The organism is Xylocopilactobacillus apicola, from assembly GCF_033095985.1.
Classification (GTDB): Bacteria; Bacillota; Bacilli; order Lactobacillales; family Lactobacillaceae; genus Xylocopilactobacillus; species Xylocopilactobacillus apicola.
The window spans coordinates 903914-921231 of sequence record NZ_AP026802.1; the positions used below are offsets into that span (position 1 = coordinate 903914).

Annotated in this window: 17 protein-coding genes; 15 read left to right on the plus strand and 2 right to left on the minus strand. The window is 35.8% G+C overall.

Annotation, left to right across the window (positions count from 1 at the left end; translation table 11 throughout):
• The 8 genes from ligA to R8495_RS04570 are packed head-to-tail and all read left to right on the plus strand — an operon-like array spanning position 1 to position 9335.
• Complete coding sequence (ligA, locus tag R8495_RS04535) at positions 1-2004, plus strand: NAD-dependent DNA ligase LigA (protein WP_317636356.1); 2004 nt, start codon at positions 1-3, stop codon at positions 2002-2004.
• On the plus strand, positions 1982-3151 hold the full coding sequence (locus tag R8495_RS04540; protein ID WP_317636357.1) for a CamS family sex pheromone protein: 1170 nt from the start codon (positions 1982-1984) through the stop codon (positions 3149-3151). Before ligA ends, R8495_RS04540 begins: the two co-directional genes overlap by 23 nt.
• Before the next feature lie 37 nt (positions 3152-3188).
• Positions 3189-3476 (plus strand): Asp-tRNA(Asn)/Glu-tRNA(Gln) amidotransferase subunit GatC, encoded by a 288-nt coding sequence (gene gatC, locus R8495_RS04545; RefSeq protein WP_317636358.1) that lies wholly within the window; start codon positions 3189-3191, stop codon positions 3474-3476.
• Between the two features lie 4 nt (positions 3477-3480).
• Positions 3481-4926: an Asp-tRNA(Asn)/Glu-tRNA(Gln) amidotransferase subunit GatA gene (gene gatA, locus R8495_RS04550; protein ID WP_317636359.1), complete on the plus strand. Its 1446-nt coding sequence runs from the start codon at positions 3481-3483 to the stop codon at positions 4924-4926.
• Positions 4927-4928: 2 nt separating this feature from the next.
• Positions 4929-6356 carry an Asp-tRNA(Asn)/Glu-tRNA(Gln) amidotransferase subunit GatB gene (gatB, locus tag R8495_RS04555; protein WP_317636360.1) on the plus strand — a complete coding sequence of 476 codons (1428 nt, stop codon included), beginning with the start codon at positions 4929-4931 and terminating at the stop codon, positions 6354-6356.
• A gap of 5 nt (positions 6357-6361) precedes the next feature.
• On the plus strand, positions 6362-7333 hold the full coding sequence (locus R8495_RS04560; protein ID WP_317636361.1) for a diacylglycerol kinase: 972 nt from the start codon (positions 6362-6364) through the stop codon (positions 7331-7333).
• 18 nt (positions 7334-7351) lie between these two features.
• The gene (gene rlmD / locus R8495_RS04565) at positions 7352-8710 is read left to right on the plus strand and encodes a 23S rRNA (uracil(1939)-C(5))-methyltransferase RlmD (protein WP_317636362.1); all 1359 of its coding nucleotides are present in this window, start codon (positions 7352-7354) and stop codon (positions 8708-8710) included.
• 58 nt (positions 8711-8768) lie between these two features.
• On the plus strand, positions 8769-9335 hold the full coding sequence (locus R8495_RS04570; protein WP_317636363.1) for a sigma-70 family RNA polymerase sigma factor: 567 nt from the start codon (positions 8769-8771) through the stop codon (positions 9333-9335).
• Between the two features lie 178 nt (positions 9336-9513).
• On the opposite strand, the gene R8495_RS04575 is transcribed toward R8495_RS04570, so the two are convergent.
• Together R8495_RS04575 and R8495_RS04580 are read right to left on the minus strand one after the other, a co-directional pair.
• On the minus strand, positions 9514-9855 hold the full coding sequence (locus R8495_RS04575; RefSeq protein ID WP_317636364.1) for a DUF4828 domain-containing protein: 342 nt from the start codon (positions 9853-9855) through the stop codon (positions 9514-9516).
• A gap of 74 nt (positions 9856-9929) precedes the next feature.
• Positions 9930-11279, minus strand: coding sequence for an HD domain-containing protein (locus tag R8495_RS04580; RefSeq protein ID WP_317636588.1), 1350 nt, complete (start codon positions 11277-11279; stop codon positions 9930-9932).
• A gap of 25 nt (positions 11280-11304) precedes the next feature.
• Here R8495_RS04580 and R8495_RS04585 point away from each other — a divergent pair, with 25 nt between their 5' ends.
• The 7 genes from R8495_RS04585 to R8495_RS04615 all read left to right on the plus strand — a co-directional run bounded on the left by R8495_RS04585 (position 11305) and on the right by R8495_RS04615 (position 17315).
• Positions 11305-11715 carry a DUF1934 family protein gene (locus R8495_RS04585; protein WP_317636365.1) on the plus strand — a complete coding sequence of 137 codons (411 nt, stop codon included), beginning with the start codon at positions 11305-11307 and terminating at the stop codon, positions 11713-11715.
• A 39-nt stretch (positions 11716-11754) separates the two neighbouring features.
• The gene (rpoE, locus tag R8495_RS04590; RefSeq protein WP_317636366.1) at positions 11755-12276 is read left to right on the plus strand and encodes a DNA-directed RNA polymerase subunit delta; all 522 of its coding nucleotides are present in this window, start codon (positions 11755-11757) and stop codon (positions 12274-12276) included.
• A gap of 4 nt (positions 12277-12280) precedes the next feature.
• On the plus strand, positions 12281-13042 hold the full coding sequence (locus R8495_RS04595; RefSeq protein WP_317636367.1) for a pyrroline-5-carboxylate reductase family protein: 762 nt from the start codon (positions 12281-12283) through the stop codon (positions 13040-13042).
• Positions 13043-13379: 337 nt separating this feature from the next.
• Positions 13380-14999: a CTP synthase gene (pyrG, locus tag R8495_RS04600; protein WP_317636368.1), complete on the plus strand. Its 1620-nt coding sequence runs from the start codon at positions 13380-13382 to the stop codon at positions 14997-14999.
• A 25-nt stretch (positions 15000-15024) separates the two neighbouring features.
• Complete coding sequence (gene murA / locus R8495_RS04605; RefSeq protein ID WP_317636369.1) at positions 15025-16290, plus strand: UDP-N-acetylglucosamine 1-carboxyvinyltransferase; 1266 nt, start codon at positions 15025-15027, stop codon at positions 16288-16290.
• A gap of 72 nt (positions 16291-16362) precedes the next feature.
• Positions 16363-16617, plus strand: coding sequence for a type B 50S ribosomal protein L31 (locus R8495_RS04610; protein WP_317636370.1), 255 nt, complete (start codon positions 16363-16365; stop codon positions 16615-16617).
• A gap of 68 nt (positions 16618-16685) precedes the next feature.
• The gene (locus R8495_RS04615) at positions 16686-17315 is read left to right on the plus strand and encodes a DUF2238 domain-containing protein (RefSeq protein ID WP_317636371.1); all 630 of its coding nucleotides are present in this window, start codon (positions 16686-16688) and stop codon (positions 17313-17315) included.
• The last annotated feature ends 3 nt before the right edge of the window (positions 17316-17318 follow it).

The window sequence follows — 17318 nt, forward strand, 5'->3', positions numbered from 1 at the left end:
ATGGATAATTATGAAGAATATCTTAATTTAAAAAAACAACTGAATATTTACCGGAGAGAATATTACACTGAAGATGCTCCGAGTGTTCAAGATTTTGAATACGATCGCCTTTATCAAAAGCTTTTAGCAATTGAGAGTGCGCACCAGGATTGGGTAAGTAGCGACTCTCCAAGTCAAAATGTTGGCGGGGCAATTAATACTGCTTTTCCTAAATTTAGTCATACGATTCCGATGTTGTCGATGGATGATGTGTTTTCTTTGGAGGAATCCGAAGCCGCAGTTCAAAGAATCCAAAAAAATATTCAGCAAGATGAAGTGGAATTTAATTTAGAACTAAAAATTGATGGACTGGCGATTTCTTTAATCTATGAAAACGGCCACTTGGTTAAAGGCTCGACGCGCGGAGATGGGATGGTTGGTGAAGATATTACTCCAAATATTTTACAAATCGCAGACATTCCGAAAGAAATCCCGTTAAAAGATCATCTGGAAGTCAGAGGCGAGTGCTATTTAGGAAAAGAAAGTTTTGCGCGTTTAAATGAGGCTCGACTGGAAGAAGGGAAGAGTACGTTTGCTAATCCTCGGAATGCAGCAGCAGGGAGTTTGAGACAGTTAAATTCTAAAGTGACTAAAGAACGAAATTTACAATCTTTCATTTATTATGTTATTGAACCAGAAAACTTTGATTTAAAGACTCAAAGCCAAGCGCTTATAAAGTTAAAAGAGTGGGGATTTGCGACTAACCAACAAAATCGAGTAATTAAAAACTTCGGTGAAGTTCGGGATTATTTGGATGAATATCAAGAAAAAAGGTTTAATTTACCATATAATATTGATGGAATTGTTTTTAAAGTTAATGATTTAGCGCTTCAGAATTCTTTAGGTAATACTGTTAAAGTTCCTCGGTGGGAGTTTGCTTATAAATTTCCGCCACTTGAGGCTAGAACTAAGATTAGGACTATTGAGTGGACGGTTGGTCGGACAGGTGTGGTAACTCCCACGGCAGTGATGGATCCAGTTTCTTTGGCAGGTTCAACGGTTCAACGAGCAAGTCTACATAATTTCGATTTGTTGCATGAAAAAGATGTACGTATAAACGACTATGTAGATATTTATAAAGCAGGAGATATTATCCCAGAAGTTGCGCGAGTTGACTTCAAGGCGCGCAAAAGTGGGACTAAAAGTTATCAGGAACCCCATTATTGTCCGGATTGCGGCGCTAAATTAGTTCATTTATCTGAGGAGGTAGCTCTACGTTGTATTAATCCGGTATGCCCAGCACAAGTGCGGGCTCATATTGAACATTTTGCCACCCGTGATGCGATGAACATCCTTGGTCTTGGGCCGAAAGTTGTGGAAAAACTTTATGATTTAGATTTAGTTAACAAGATTCCTGATTTATATAAGTTAGACGAAATTAAATTACAGCAGGTGCCTGGTTTTCAGGAAAAATCGGTAAAAAAACTTTTAGACAATCTTGAAGAAAGTAAACACCGTTCACTAGAAAATGTGCTATATGGATTTGGGATCAGGTATGTTGGTAAAAATGTAGCTCTAAAAATTGCAGAAGTTTATCATAATTTGGATGATTTAATTTCATTTTTAAAGACCGGAGAAGATTTAGAAATTGATACAATTGGTTCGGTAATCCAAAATTCCTTATCTAATTATTTTGCAAATCAAGAGGTTTTAGAGATGGTTCAAGAACTTAAAGAGCTACAAGTAAATTTGAAGTACTTGGGAAGAGACTTGAATTCAGTTGACCATGATGGTTTTTTCTATGACAAAAGAGTAGTAATTACTGGTACGCTAGCTGGTTATTCTAGGAGTCAATTAAATGACTTATTAACTAATCAAGGCGCAAAGGTTAGCAGTTCTGTTTCGTCTAAAACAGATTTTTTAATTTATGGTAGCGATCCTGGTTCCAAATTAACTAAAGCAAATAATCTCAAAATTCAATTAATATCGGAAGAAAGATTAGATGAAATTTTACAAGAAAAGTAAAACTAAAGTGATAATTAGAGGGGCAGCTTTTCTGATTTTGCCCTTTATTTTGACTGCCTGTACGGGAAAAAGGTCGACTCAAAGTCAACAAATAACTAGTAAAACAACTCCTAGGAAAGTTGATACAACGACAGGGACAGTAAGTTCCAATTATTATGAATCGATGATTGAGGGAGGTAAATACAAGGTTAGTCAACAAAGAGGAGTTAGTATTTCCAATACCAATAATATGAATGATTTGATGGCGTTTGATAGCGGATTGTTAAACTATGATCACAAAATTTTTAGTACTGATAAGTATATTTTTCAAGAAGGCCAAAATTTAACCAAACGAATGGTTACCAGTTGGTTAAATCGGAAAAGTAAAGATAATCCTGAAGGGTTGAATCTTGAAGATAATCAATCGACAGATCCAAACAAACGCAACCCGTTAGTTTTACAGCAAATTTTAGAGCATGATTTTTTGGTTAAAAAGGGAACAGGTTACAATCTTGAGGGTATTGTTCTTGGTTTAAGTATTAATTCAATTGATTATTACCAAAAAGAACAATACGGCGCAACCCTAAAAACTCCAATTAAAGATGAAGCGGGCGAAAAATATGCCCGTGAAGCTGCCGATAAAATTTTAAGCAGAATGCGGAAGATGGATGGTTTAAAAAATATACCAATTTATCTCTATGTTTATCGTGAGGGGCCGCAGGATTCTCTAGTGGGAGGAGAATTTATTCTTTCAGCTAAGGCAAAAACGGGAGATAAGTTTACAGAATGGACCCAGATTAATGAAAAAAATATGATTTACCCAACAATTAATAATGAGAAACCGGTAAATCAAAAAGATGCTGATGATTTTAATAATTTCAAAAATAATGTTCAGAATTTTTTCCCTAACCTTGCAGGAGTAGTTGCTCAATCTCACTATGAAGGTGGAACTTTAAAGGGAATGACGATTAAGATCACAACACAGTTTTACAGTATTTCAGAGATAACAAGTTTTACTCAGTATTGCGCTAATCAAGCTAACCAATACTTGCCAAAAGAAATTCCGCTTGAAATCGATATTCAAAGCGCAAGTGGGACAATGTTGGCGTTTATTGCGCGCAATCCTACTGATACAGGTTTTTATACGCATGTCTTCAGTAGTTATTAAAAAATGTTAGAATGTTTTAGGAAAAGGAGTTGGTTTAATGATTAAAAAAGATGACGTAAAAAAAATTGCTAGTTTATCTAAACTCAAATATAGCGACGAAGAGTTGAATGATTTCTCAAATCAGTTTCAAAAAATTATTTCTTTCTTTGATACACTTGATCAAGTTGATACCCAAGGAGTTAAGCCGACTTATCAATCTAGTGATCTCGAAAATATTTTTAGAACCGATGTAGCGAAAAATAGCGGACAAAGAGATGAACTACTTAAAAATGCGCCAACCGCTAAAAATGGACTAATTCAAGTCCCATCAATTATTGAGGAGTAAGATAATGAAATTTGAAAGTTTATCACAAACCCATCAAGCATTGCTTAATAAAGAAGTAAGTGCTCAAGAAATTGTGGAACACACTTTTATAGATATCGAAAGCAAGGAAGACCGAATTTCTGCCTTTATCACATTGAATAAAGAGCAGGCTCTAAAAGAAGCTGCTGAATTGGATCAAAAAGGTGACTTCACTAATTTTCTTAGCGGTTTGCCAGTTGGAATTAAGGATAATATTATCACTAAAGATTTAACAACAACGGCTGCTAGTAAAATGTTGGAGAACTTTGTGCCAATTTATAATGCAACAGTGGTGGATAAATTAAAAAAATCTGGTGCATTAGTGGCTGGCAAGTTAAATATGGATGAGTTTGCAATGGGTTCTTCGACTGAAACTTCCTTTTTTAAGATAACTAAAAATGCTTGGGATCAAAGTAAAGTGCCAGGCGGTTCATCTGGTGGTTCTGCCTCTGCAGTGGCTTCTCGAGAAGTTTTAGCTGCTTTGGGAAGTGATACCGGTGGTTCGATTCGCCAACCAGCTTCTTTTAATGGTGTTGTTGGCTTAAAACCGACCTACGGGACGGTTTCGCGTTGGGGTTTAATCGCCTTTTCATCTAGTCTTGATCAGATTGGGCCAATCACTACTAATGTTGAAGATAATGCTCGACTCCTTGAAGCAATTGCGGGACATGATGAAAATGATGCAACTTCTGCTTTTGAATCTACAGATTATCTATCCGACCTTAACAAAGGAGTTCAAGGACTGAGGATAGGAGTCATTACTGATTACCTTGAAGAAGGGGTGATGCCTGAAATTGTTGATTCTGTAAAACAAGCGGCTGCTTTTTTTGCCAAAAATGGTGCTGTTGTTGATGAGGTAAGTTTGCCTAATGTGCATTATGCAGTACCAACTTACTATATCATTGCATCTAGTGAAGCTAGTTCAAATCTTCAACGTTTTGATGGAATTCGTTACGGTTATCGGACAAAACAATTTCATGATTTAGAGGAATTGTATACTAATACTCGATCTGAAGGATTTGGTGAAGAAGTCAAACGCCGAATCATGTTAGGGAGTTTTTCGCTTTCAGCAGGCTTTTATGACGCTTACTTTAAAAAAGCAGCGCAGGTAAGGACTTTGATCGCAAGAGATTTTCAGAGAGCTTTTGAGAATTATGATCTGTTAATTGGTCCAACAACTCCAACTCCAGCCTTTGGAATCGGCGAAAAATGTGAAGATCCACTTCAAATGTACGCAAATGATATTTTGACAATTCCGGTTAATTTAGCGGGATTGCCTGCAATGTCTATGCCTAATGGTCTAGTAAACGGAATGCCAGTGGGATTGCAGATTATTGGCAATCGTTTTGATGAAAAAACCATTTATCGGTTAGCTAAATTTTACGAAGCTGAAACGAATTTTGATCAGCAGAAACCAGAAATTGCGAGGTAAAAATGAACTTTGAAACTATTATTGGACTCGAAGTCCACGTTGAACTAAAAACAAAATCAAAGATGTTTTCACCAAGTCCAGTTTCCTATGGAGCAGAACCTAATATTGATACTAATGTAATTGATTGGGGCTATCCAGGAGTCTTACCTAAACCTAACCACCATGCTTATTCGTTAGGACTAATGATTGCAACAGCGCTTCACATGGATATTAATCAGGTGACTCACTTTGATCGAAAAAACTATTTCTATCCTGATAATCCGAAAGCTTATCAAATTACTCAGGCTTTTGAGCCACTTGCTCGTGATGGGTATATTGAAATTAATGTTGATGGCAAGGTGAAAAAAATTGGAGTTGCTGAGATTCACGTTGAAGAGGATGCCGGGAAAAATACTCATGGCGATGGATATTCATATGTTGATTTAAACCGACAGGGCACAGCATTAGTTGAGATTGTTTCTAAACCTGAGGTTAATTCTCCTGAAGAAGCTTACCAATATTTAGAAAATCTTCGCAAAATCGTGCAGTTTACGGGAGCCAGTGATGTGAAAATGGAAGAGGGATCCATGCGAGTGGACTGTAATCTTTCGTTGCGCCCGTTTGGAGCTGATAAATTTGGGACAAAGACGGAAATTAAAAATATCAACTCCTTTAATTATGCTCGTTCGGCATTAAGTTATGAAGAAACTCGTCAGGCTGAGATTTTACGACGGGGAGAAGAAGTAGCGCCGCAAACTAGAAGATGGGATGAACCATCAAAATCGACAATTTTAATGCGTTCAAAAGAAGGCTCAAGTGATTATCGATATTTCCCAGAACCCGATATTCCTCCACTTAAAATAAGTGATCAATGGATTAAGAAAGTTCAAGCAAAGATGCCAGAGGCACCGCAAGAACGAATAAAACGCTATGTAAAAGATTTATCTTTGACCGAGTATGATGCTGGAGTTTTAACCCAAACCAAAGAAATGTCCGATTTCTTTGATGCAACGATTAAATTGGGAGCCGATGCTAAACAGACTGCAAATTATTTAATGGGTGATATTTCCGGTTACCTTAACAATGAAAAACTTGATCTACTAGATACCAAGTTAAATCCTGAGAACTTAGCAAAGATGGTTAAAATGATAACTAACGGAACGATTTCTTCAAAGATTGCTAAACAAGTTTTAAATGAAATGTTGGTAAGTGGTACTGATGCTCAAGAGTATGTTGAAGATCATCAACTTGCTCAAAATAGCAATGAAGAAGAATTATTACCAATGGTTCAAGCAATTTTGGATGAAAATCAGCAGTCAATTGAGGATTTTAAAAACGGAAAAGATCGAGCACTTAAGTTTTTAATGGGTCAAATTATGAAACAAACTAAAGGAAAAGCCAATCCACAGCTGGTTACACAATTACTACTTGCAGAAATCAAAAAAAGATAAAAACAATGAGAAAACGGGCACGCTTAATATATAATCCAACTTCTGGGACAGAAGCGGTAAAAAGAAATATTGTTGAAATCCTTAATACTTTAGAATTAGCAGGATATGAAACCAGTGCTTTTCAAACAACACCAGAACCTTTGTCAGCTCAAAAAGAAGCTCGACGAGCAGCGTTAGATAATTTTGATGCAATTATTGCTGCTGGGGGTGATGGGACAATTCACGAAGTTGTAAATGGAATATCGCCGTTGAAGCATCGTCCTGCAATGGGGATTATTCCAGCTGGGACAACTAATGATTACGCACGAGCGTTGAAACTTCCGCGAAATGATCCGGTGGCTGCAGCTAAAGTTATTGCTGAAGGCAGAATTATTAAAATGGATATTGGTCAAGCTAATGATCGTTATTTTGTTAATATTGCTGGCGGAGGCGTTTTAACCGAGCTGACCTACCACGTTCCTTCTGAGATCAAAAGTATTTTTGGCTATTTTGCTTATGTGGTTAAGGCAGCGGAAATGTTGCCTCAGATTAGACAAATTCCTTTAAAATTAACATATGACGATGGAGAATTTGATGGAAAGGCTAGTATGTTCTTGTTAGGCCTTACTAATTCAATTGGAGGTTTTGAGCAAATTGCACCTGATGCTAAGTTAGGCGATGGCAAATTTTCTTTGATTGTGGTTAAAACTGCTAACTGGGGTGATATCATTCGTCTTGCAAGTTTAGTTCTCGCTGGTGGTAAGCATACTGAAGATGAACAAATCATCTATGTTAAAACAAAAAAACTCACAGTGGAGTCAACAGAATCTGAGGATGTACCGATCAATCTTGATGGTGAATTGGGCGGAAAATGTCCCATGGAGTTTACCAATTTAAAACATCATTTACGGATGTTTGCTAATCTACAAGATATTTCTGATGGATCAATTGGTCGGGGAGCATTGGCATCTAAAGAGATAGATAATATTGAAGCATAAAAAATAATGGAGTTAATCTTGCTAAAAAAGAATGATAAATTAACTGTAACAATTTCTGCATTAACATACGCGGGACTGGGATTTGTTAAAATAAACGAATTTCCAGTCTTTATTTATAACTCACTTCCGGGTGAAGAAGTTGAGATCCAAATTTTAAAGGTTCTAAAAAAATATGCTTTTGCTCGGGTTGTTAAGTTTTTAAGCTACTCTCCTGATCGAAATCAAGAAATTGATTACCATAGTATTCAAAGCGGCTTAGCACCTTTAAGTCATCTCAAGTATCAGGCACAGTTAAGTTTTAAAGAAAATCAAATCAAGGAAACACTCCATAAATTTGGGATTGATAACCCAGTTGAATCGATAATTCCTTCGCCTAAAGAAACGCATTACCGTAATAAATCTCAGGTTCCGGTTCGACTTGTAAAAGGTCAATTATCGGTTGGTTTTTTTAGAGCCCACTCACATCATTTAGTACCGACAGAAGATTTTTTACTGCAAGAATCAGTTATTGATCAAAATATTATCAAAGTTCGGGATATTTTACGAAAGCTAGAAATATCTTCCTATGATGAAGATACTCAACGCGGCGTCGTCCGGAATATTATGCTCCGTTTTGGTAAATTTACGGGGGAATTGATGTTAATCTTAGTGGTCAATCAAAAAGATGTACCTCGTTTAAAGAAACTTAAACATGAACTACAGAGTAGCTGCCCTGAAATTACGAGTTTTATTCTTAATTACAATTTCAAAAATACTAACGTTATTTTAGGTCCGACTAATAAAGTTATTTATGGTTCACCGTATTTAACTGATAAAATTTTAACCAACACTTTTAAAATTTCACCTTTGTCTTTTTACCAGGTTAATCCGCTGCAAACTGAAAATTTATACCGAATTGCAGCTGAATACGGTAATTTAAAATCTACAGATACTGTGATGGATGCATATTCGGGAATTGGAACCGTCGGAATAAGTTTGGCGGATCGGGTTAAACAGGTGATCGGGGTTGAATCAGTTCAGCAAGCTGTTGAAGATGCATTGAATAACGCTCAACTAAACCACTATGACAACGTTAAATATGTCTGTGGTAAGGCTGAGGAGGTGATTGATCAATGGATATCAGAAGGCTTGAAAGTAAACAAAATTTTTGTGGATCCGCCTCGTAAAGGTCTAGCAAAGAATTTTATTGAACAAAGTGTTAAAATGCAGCCAGAAATCATTGTTTATGTAAGCTGTAATCCTGCGACCCTTGGACGAGATCTTGCGATTTATAAGGAATTAGGGTATGCGATTAAAAAAATTCAGCCCGTTGATTTATTTCCTCAAACAACCCACGTTGAATCGGTTACTATGCTTGAAAAGAATCGAACTTTTTAACAGGATATATTTTTCTGTAAAACTAGTATATAATTGAAAAAAAGTGTATGATGTAGTTATGGAAAATAAAACGAAAACCCAGATATATATCTTAGTAAAAGCAGTTAGAGATTCCGAAGATAACAGTGAAGCGTTTACAGAGCTATTTGAACTGTATAGACCATTAATAAAATCCTTTAAAAGGAAGTTTTATTTAAATGACATTGAAGAAGATGATTGGTTTCAAGAGGCAGCTATTATTTGTTATAAAGCTTGCTGTACATTTACTCCTGGAAAAGGGTCCTCTTTTTCATCGTATTTTAAATTTATTCTCCAACATCATGTGTCGACTCTTTTGCGACAACGCAACACCAACAGAAGAAAGGCTAATGTTTATGCAGTACCCTTAGATGGGCTAGAACCCAGTTGTTTGCTTTCTGTTGATAAAAAACTTCAAGAAAATAGGTTAGAGGAGAATATCGATCTTCAGGATGCCTTGTTTAGAGTTATCAATAAACTTCCTAATAGGCAACTTTCATATTTAATAAGCTGTTTTAATGGAGACATTGAACAAGATGATTTCACTGCTTATATTAAATCTAATTTAAAAAAAGCAATAATTAAAGGAATTAATTTCTCGGATTAAGATATAGCTTAAGTCGTAGATAAAATCAATAATCATAACGCGATCTTGGACAACGATTTGTGTTTGGTTTTTTGATCAAACATTTTAGTGCCTCGAATATATTAAAAAAGACAAAATCTCGCGTTTTTTGCCTTTAGTCTGAGCTATATCCAAGATGTAGCTTTTTTTAATAAAAATATTAGAACTTATCAGCAGAGTTTAAAAGGTCGTAAGAGATATTCTCTGCTTCGTCGTAAATGCTGGTAGGTTGATTTTTATAAAGATTTATTTGTAAAATATAGCCGTATTTATCAATAAACACAATTGAGTTCGAATGATTTTCAATTAATTTAGTGTCCAACTTATTTTGGTCAATAATAATGTTTAATTTATTATTGATGACCAAATGATGTTTTTGACCATGTTGATCGCTAAAATACCAATCGCCACTAATATTTTTCTGTGGTTCCTCTAATTTATTTTTTTTGTTTTTTAAATAACTCAACGGCAGGGTTATAAATTTCCTAATAATTCTAATCATAAAAAAGAACCTTTCTGTCTCTAATTCTAACATCATCGATTAGTAACATTCATTAACAATTAGTTGCAATTACATTAAAATAGTTGGATGATTCTTTGAAATTCTTCAAAAATTGCTATTTTTTTTGAATTAGTTAGATTAGTTTTAGCCATAAATTCATCGCGACGGAGGAATTCCCTAGGAAAGAAGAAACGATGATCAATTTGAAATTTTCCAGCAATCGCTTTTACGAGCGGACTTTGTTCTGATAACTCCTTTAAATTACCATTTGGTAGCATGATTTCAATTTGGGTTTGTGGATTTTTAGCGTTAGGATGGTATGCATCGTAAGGCAAATCCTTTGAAAAATTTTTTAAGGTAAAATACTTAAGATTATATCCGGCTTCCTCAATTAATTCCGATAATTTTTGAATCAAATCATTTTGACTGTGATGGTACTGGACTGACTTCAAAGGATTGCGATCCAAGAAACGATTTACCAAATCGCATAAAATTGGATCAGAATGACTACGCCAGTAAATCAAGTAAGTAGAGATGACTTGATCATCAAGATTTAGGTAATCTTGAAGTGTGAAGGTGCCTTCGAAAAAGGGAATTAAGAGCTCAGGCGAGAAATCTTTAGTTAACTGTTCATGTTGATATAAGTACTGGCAACGACGCAACAGCAGAATTAAGACGGCTTCCATTCCCCTTGAGGCGGGATGAAAATAAACTTGTTGATACATCTGAAAACGCGATACAATATAATCTTCTACAGCGTGCATTCCGTTAGAGAGAAATGCAATTCCGTCTTCGTAAGGAAGCATGACGCGTAGAATTCTTGTTAGATCGAAAAGACCATAATCAGTTCCAGTGAAGTAAGCATCCCGTAGTAAATAGTCCATTCGATCTGCGTCGATTTGTGAAGAAATCATTTGAACAATTTGCTGATTTGGATGAGTATGATCGATGATACTTGCAACTTCCGCAGGAAATTTTGGATCAATTTCACTTAATACCTGGTTGATTTGAGTGGTTGGATCTGTGATAATTTGACCGGTAATCTTTTCGTGATCTGTGTGAAAGATGTCTTCAAAAATATGAGAAAAAGCACCGTGACCAACATCATGTAAAAGGGCAGCACAAAGAGCTACTAATCGGTTCGAGTCGTCCCAGAGTCCGTCTTGACTTGAACTTGACTTATAGTTTTGCTCAAAATTATCACAGATAGTTTGGGTAATTTCAAACACGCCTAAGGAATGAGTAAAACGTGAATGTTCAGCCCCAGGAAAAGTAAATGATGTTGTCCCAAGCTGTTTAATTCGGCGTAATCGTTGAAATTCAGGCGTATCGATTAAATTTCTGATTATTTTTTGTCGGATATGGATATAATTGTGTACGGGATCGCGAATAACTTTTTCCCGATTTAAATTTAAAAATTCAATATTTGTAGGATTCATAGGTATTCTTTTGACCAAAATAATTTATTTAGCGAGAGAAATAATTGATAATGAAGTAATTAGCTCTGTTAGGTTTACAACTGAGGCGAAAATTCAACGAAAAAAAGGAGAACTGATAATTAGTTATCAAGAACAATCAATTCCCGAAGCCGATTGTCTAATCTACTATAACGGAGATAATTTACTTACGATTGAAAGGGTGAGTTGTAAAATTAAAAATCACCTAGAAATTCAAAAATCCAAATTCATCTCTAATGAATATTTTACACTATCTGGCGACATAAAGTTATTAACTTTCGGAAAAGAAATTGCTATAAATCGTTTAAAAGATCAGTCAGAAGTTTTAAAATTTGCTTACGATCTATACCAAAACTCAATCTTGCTTAATAGTCACCAAATATATTTGCAAATTAAAGAATAAATAATTAAAATCAAGAGAGCTAAATGGAGGAAAATCACCTTGGAATTAACTGTTTTTGAAAAACAAAATAAATCAGAATTATCAATGATCGAGGTTGCTTATGCGATTTTGAAAAATAATGAACAGGAAATGGAGTTTAAAAATCTCTATCGAGAAGTTGGAAAGTATCTCGGGAAAAAGAAAAAAGAGCTGGATAATGCTATTGTTGATTTTTATACCGATTTGAATGTTGATGGGAGTTTCATTTCTTTGGGAAATGATTTGTGGGGCTTACGTGAATGGTATCCATTTGAATCTGTTGACGAAGAGACCAATCATAACGAAGATTTGAAAGAAATGTCAGATAAGAATTTATCTAACTATGATGAAGATGACGATGTTATTGATTATGCTGATGAAGATCCTGATGCGGTCCCAATTACTGATCAATTCCCAAAATCATCTTTAAGTGGGGATGATTTTCTGGAAGATGAAGAAAACCAAGTTGAAGAAAATCCTCAGAGTGCTGATGAGGCCCTTTCGTCATTTGAAGACGATGATAGCAATGATAGTGACTTTTAGCTAAATGACAAAAATCGGAATTATTGGATCGGGTAACATGGGACAGGCTTTAATTCAAGGTTGGCTTCACCATGGACATCATTTAGCTGTTTATTCACCTCATCGTGGAGCATTGATTGCTAAGAAATACGACATTAAGTCTTTTAGTTTAGTTGAGTTAGCAAAATGGTCAGATGTTTTGGTTCTAGCTTTTTTGCCCCATCAATTAGCTGAAATTTCGGCTGAAATTAATTTGAAACTTCAGCAAGAACAGATATTAATTTCGGTTTTGGGCGGGGTTGACCTTGGACAATTGGCCCAAGCTTTTACGACGACACCTAATCTTGTAAGAACTTTGCCCAATACGAATATTGCAGTAAATTCCGGCGAGATATCTTGTGCCTTGGCCCCAACTTTTGAGCAGGATAAGCGGAAAACAGTTAATAATTTGTTGAAAGAATTGGGTTTAGTTTTTGATTTGCCAGAAGATAAATTTCTAGTATTTTCGGCTATTGCTGGTAGTGGTCCAGCAGTAGTTGCTAAATTTTCAGAGAGCCTTGTTTTAGCAGCAGTTAAAAATGGATTGACTCGAGATGAGGCAGTTAAAATTGTGACTGAACTGATCATTGGGACAATGATAAATTCTAAGAAAACAGAGATTAGCTTTAATGATCTGATTTATCAAATCTGTTCGCCTGGTGGGACCACTATTCGGGGAATAGAGACTTTAGAAAAATCGGGTTTTTCTGGTATTATTATGGAATCAATCGATAAAATGCTTGAGTAAACTTGTCTTATGAGATTAATTTATTTGAGGAATAATGTGTCTTTAATCTCAATATCGATTTCCCGAAATGATGAGAATTGATAAATATTTATCAATAAAATTCGACACATCGACGAGGCTAACGAAGCGTATGAATTGGCACTTTAACTCAAAAATCACATAGGAGTTGATGCTTTTTTGGCTTATAAATATCAAGCGATGTGCAATTAAAAAAAGATAATTGACCCTCGCGCAATATTTCTCTATACTAAATAGGGCGCAAAAGTGCTCTCTGTTCTTTTTAAGAATAGAGAGCACTTTTATTGGAATGTCTCTAATCGAAAAAAGGGGTACTTTAATGACTAAATATGTATTTGTAACTGGTGGCGTTGTTTCATCATTGGGCAAAGGAATTGTTGCGGCGTCTTTAGGACGACTTTTGAAAAATCGTGGGTTAAAGGTTACAATTCAAAAATTTGATCCTTACATCAATGTGGATCCTGGAACAATGAATCCATATCAGCATGGTGAAGTTTTTGTAACTGATGATGGAGCTGAGACCGATCTCGATTTGGGACACTACGAAAGATTTATTGATAACAACTTAGGCAAATATTCAAACGTTACGACTGGTAAGATTTATTCAGAAGTAATTGATAAAGAACGAAAAGGAGAATACTTGGGAGCGACAGTCCAAGTTATTCCCCACATTACAGGCATGATTAGGGATAAAATATTACAAGCAGGCAGAGTTAATGATGCTGACGTTGTAATTACCGAAATCGGCGGAACGGTTGGAGATATTGAATCCCAACCCTTTATTGAAGCCATTCGTCAAATGAAATCGGCTGTTGGAGCGGATAATGTAGTTTATATTCATGTCACTTTAGTTCCTTACATAAAGGCTGCTGAGGAAATGAAAACTAAACCTACTCAACATTCCGTACGAGAACTTAAAAGTTTTGGGGTTCAGCCAAACATCATTGTTGTAAGAACGGACCGACCGATTAGTTTATCTTTAAAAGAGAAGATTGCCTCGTTTTGTGATGTTGAAACAGATGCGGTAATTGAATCACGAGATGCTTCTTCAATTTATGAACTTCCTTTAACGCTGCATCAAGAAGGTTTAGATACAATTGTTGATAAATATCTTGGATTAAATTCACCTGAGCCAAGTATGGATAGCTGGAAAGAACTGAACAAAAGAATTCAGACTTTACAGAACACGGTAACTATTGCTATTGTTGGAAAGTATGTTGAATTAAAAGATTCATACATATCTGTGACTGAAGCTCTTTACCATGCTGGATTTAAGTACAATACTAAAGTAAAACTGAAAATGGTTCAGGCAGAGGATGTCACTAAAGAAAATGTAGGTGACATTTTGGGCTCTGAAATTGACGGGATCTTAGTTCCAGGTGGTTTTGGTGATCGAGGGATTGAAGGAATGATTGAAGCCATCAGGTATGCAAGAGAAAATGATATTCCATTTTTAGGAATTTGTTTAGGAATGCAAATGGCGTGTGTTGAATTTGCTCGCAATGTGGTTGGGTTAAAAAATGCGAATTCGACTGAAATGGAGCCAAATACTGAGAATCCGATCATCGATCTTTTGCCAGATCAAGCTGATGTAGTGAATCTTGGAGGAACTTTGCGTTTAGGACTTTATCCAGCTAAGTTAAAACCGGGAACCAAAACAATTCATCTTTACAATGATCAAGAAGAGATTGAGGAACGCCACAGACATCGTTACGAATTTAAAAATAAATATAGAGATGCATTTATTGAACGTGGAATGATTTTTTCAGGCACTTCACCTGATAATCGACTAGTTGAAGTGATCGAATTACCTGACAAGAAATTTTTTATTGCTGCTCAGTATCACCCAGAATTTCTCTCAAGACCAGAAAGGCCGGAGCCTTTATATGATGGGTTTGTAAAGACAGCTTTATTACAAAAAGAAGAAAGATCTAAATAACATTGTTGATCGTGGTTTTAATCTGATGGAAATTATGGATATACATGGGGGAAAAACGTTAGCGGGCAGTGTGACAGTAGGTGGAGCAAAAAATAGTACAGTAGCTTTAATCCCCGCCTCCATTTTGTCACATACTAAAGTTGTCTTTGATAGTGTGCCGCAAATCAAAGACGTCGAAAATTTACGGGCAATTTTGGGGGATATGAATGTCCCTTCAACGATTGACGAGTCCGTTTTAACAATTGATCCCTCTAACATTAAACAAGTCCCACTTACTAGTGGAAAAATTCAAAGCTTACGAGCCTCTTACTATTTTATGGGGGCTTTATTGTCGCGCTTTGGAGAAGCAGTTGTTAGTTTCCCAGGCGGGGACGATATTGGACCACGACCAATTGATCAGCATATTAGAGGCTTTCAAGCTCTAGGTGCAACCGTTCATTTTGAAAATGATTCTATCCATATCAAAGCACCTGACACTGGTTTGGTTGGCACGATGATTAAGTTTGATTTTATTTCGGTCGGTGCAACGATCAATATGATTTTAGCTAGTGTATTAGCGCATGGACAAACGACGATCGAAAATGCAGCTCGTGAACCAGAAATCATTGATTTGGCTACTTTTTTAAATAATATGGGTGCTCGAATTAGAGGAGCTGGAACCAGTCAAATTAAAATTGAAGGGGTTGAAAGTCTTTCTTCAAAAAATTCCCATACAATTATTCCCGATCGAATTGAGGCGGGAACGTATATCATTATCGCAGCGGCGATTGGTAATGGAATTTGGATTAAAAATGTGATTCCTGAACATTTGGATCTATTCTTGGGTAAATTAGAAGAAATGGGCGTAAATATGCAGATTGGTGAGGACAGTGTTTATGTATATCCAACTGAACGGCTCGTAAATGTTGAAATTAAAACAAGTCCATTTCCGGGATTTGCGACTGATCTCCAACAGCCGATCAGCTCACTGATGTTTTTGGGAGAAGGCCAAGGAGTAATTCATGATACAATTTACCCTAAACGAGTTCGCCATATTCCAGAACTTTGCAAAATGGGAGCTAAAATTTGGAAGCACGAGAATGAAATTAGAATTTTGAAATCAGATCATCTACAAGGAACTGATGTCACTGCTGATGAGATTAGGGCGGGGGCAAGTTTAATGATCACAGGTCTTATTGCACCAGGTGAAACAAGGATTCATGATGCAGGAAATATTCTTCGCGGCTATGATCGGGTAGTTCACAAACTACGTAGTTTAGGTGCCGAAGTGAGAATAATTGACGAACAATAAAGAGATTTTTTTGAAATATAAGCGATCTTATAGTATAATTCAAAAGTTGTAATCTCATACACGGAGGAAAAAATGAAACAAGGAATTCATCCAGATTATCATTCAGTTATTTTTGTTGATTCATCAACTGGCTATAAATTTTTAAGTGGCTCAACCCAGACTTCCAAAGAAACTATTAAGTGGGAAGACGGAAATGAGTATCCACTTATTCGAGTTGAAATTTCTTCTGATTCGCATCCGTTTTATACCGGGAAACAGAAGTTCACTCAAGCTGATGGTCGAGTTGATCGATTCAATAAAAAATACGGTTTTAAGAACGATAACTAAAATTCGCAATGCAGCACTGAACAGGAGCTGCTTTTTTTATTAATTTAAATACAGAAAGCCAATCATTTATGAATCATCGAACTATTTTTAAATTAGCTATTGTAATTAGCTTCGTAACGATCTTGAGCTCAATTAGTGTTTTTTATCTTTATCACAGTCGCTATTTACAGGTTCTATCCGTAGTGGTACTAGTATTTGCACCGTTTTTAATTGAAAATATATTTCACTTTTATTTTCCATCCCAACTAATTGTTTTATATGATATTTTTTTGATAGCTTCAATTATTTTAGGAACAGGGTTTGGTTTCTATGGAGTCCCACTTTGGGATAAATACCTCCACGTTTTTGCAGGATTTGTTATGAGTGCGTTGGGACTGTCAATTTTGTTAAACATTTTTTCAGACGAATTTGTTAAACAGCACTATTGGTTAATTGGTTGTTATAGTTCCTCTTTTGCAGCCTTGTTAAGCATTTTATGGGAAATTTATGAATACTTGGGGGATCTTTTTTTAAAGTTAAACATGCAGCGCTATCAATCATCAGGAGGAATTCCTTATATCGGTAATGCTGCATTAAATGATACAATGGGCGATCTGATTGCCGATGTTATTGGTGCTTTATTTTTCTTTTTGATTTTTTGCTATCAAATCAAGAATCAAAAATTTAAAATAGATCGTTGGCGCTTTAAAAAAATTTAGGTG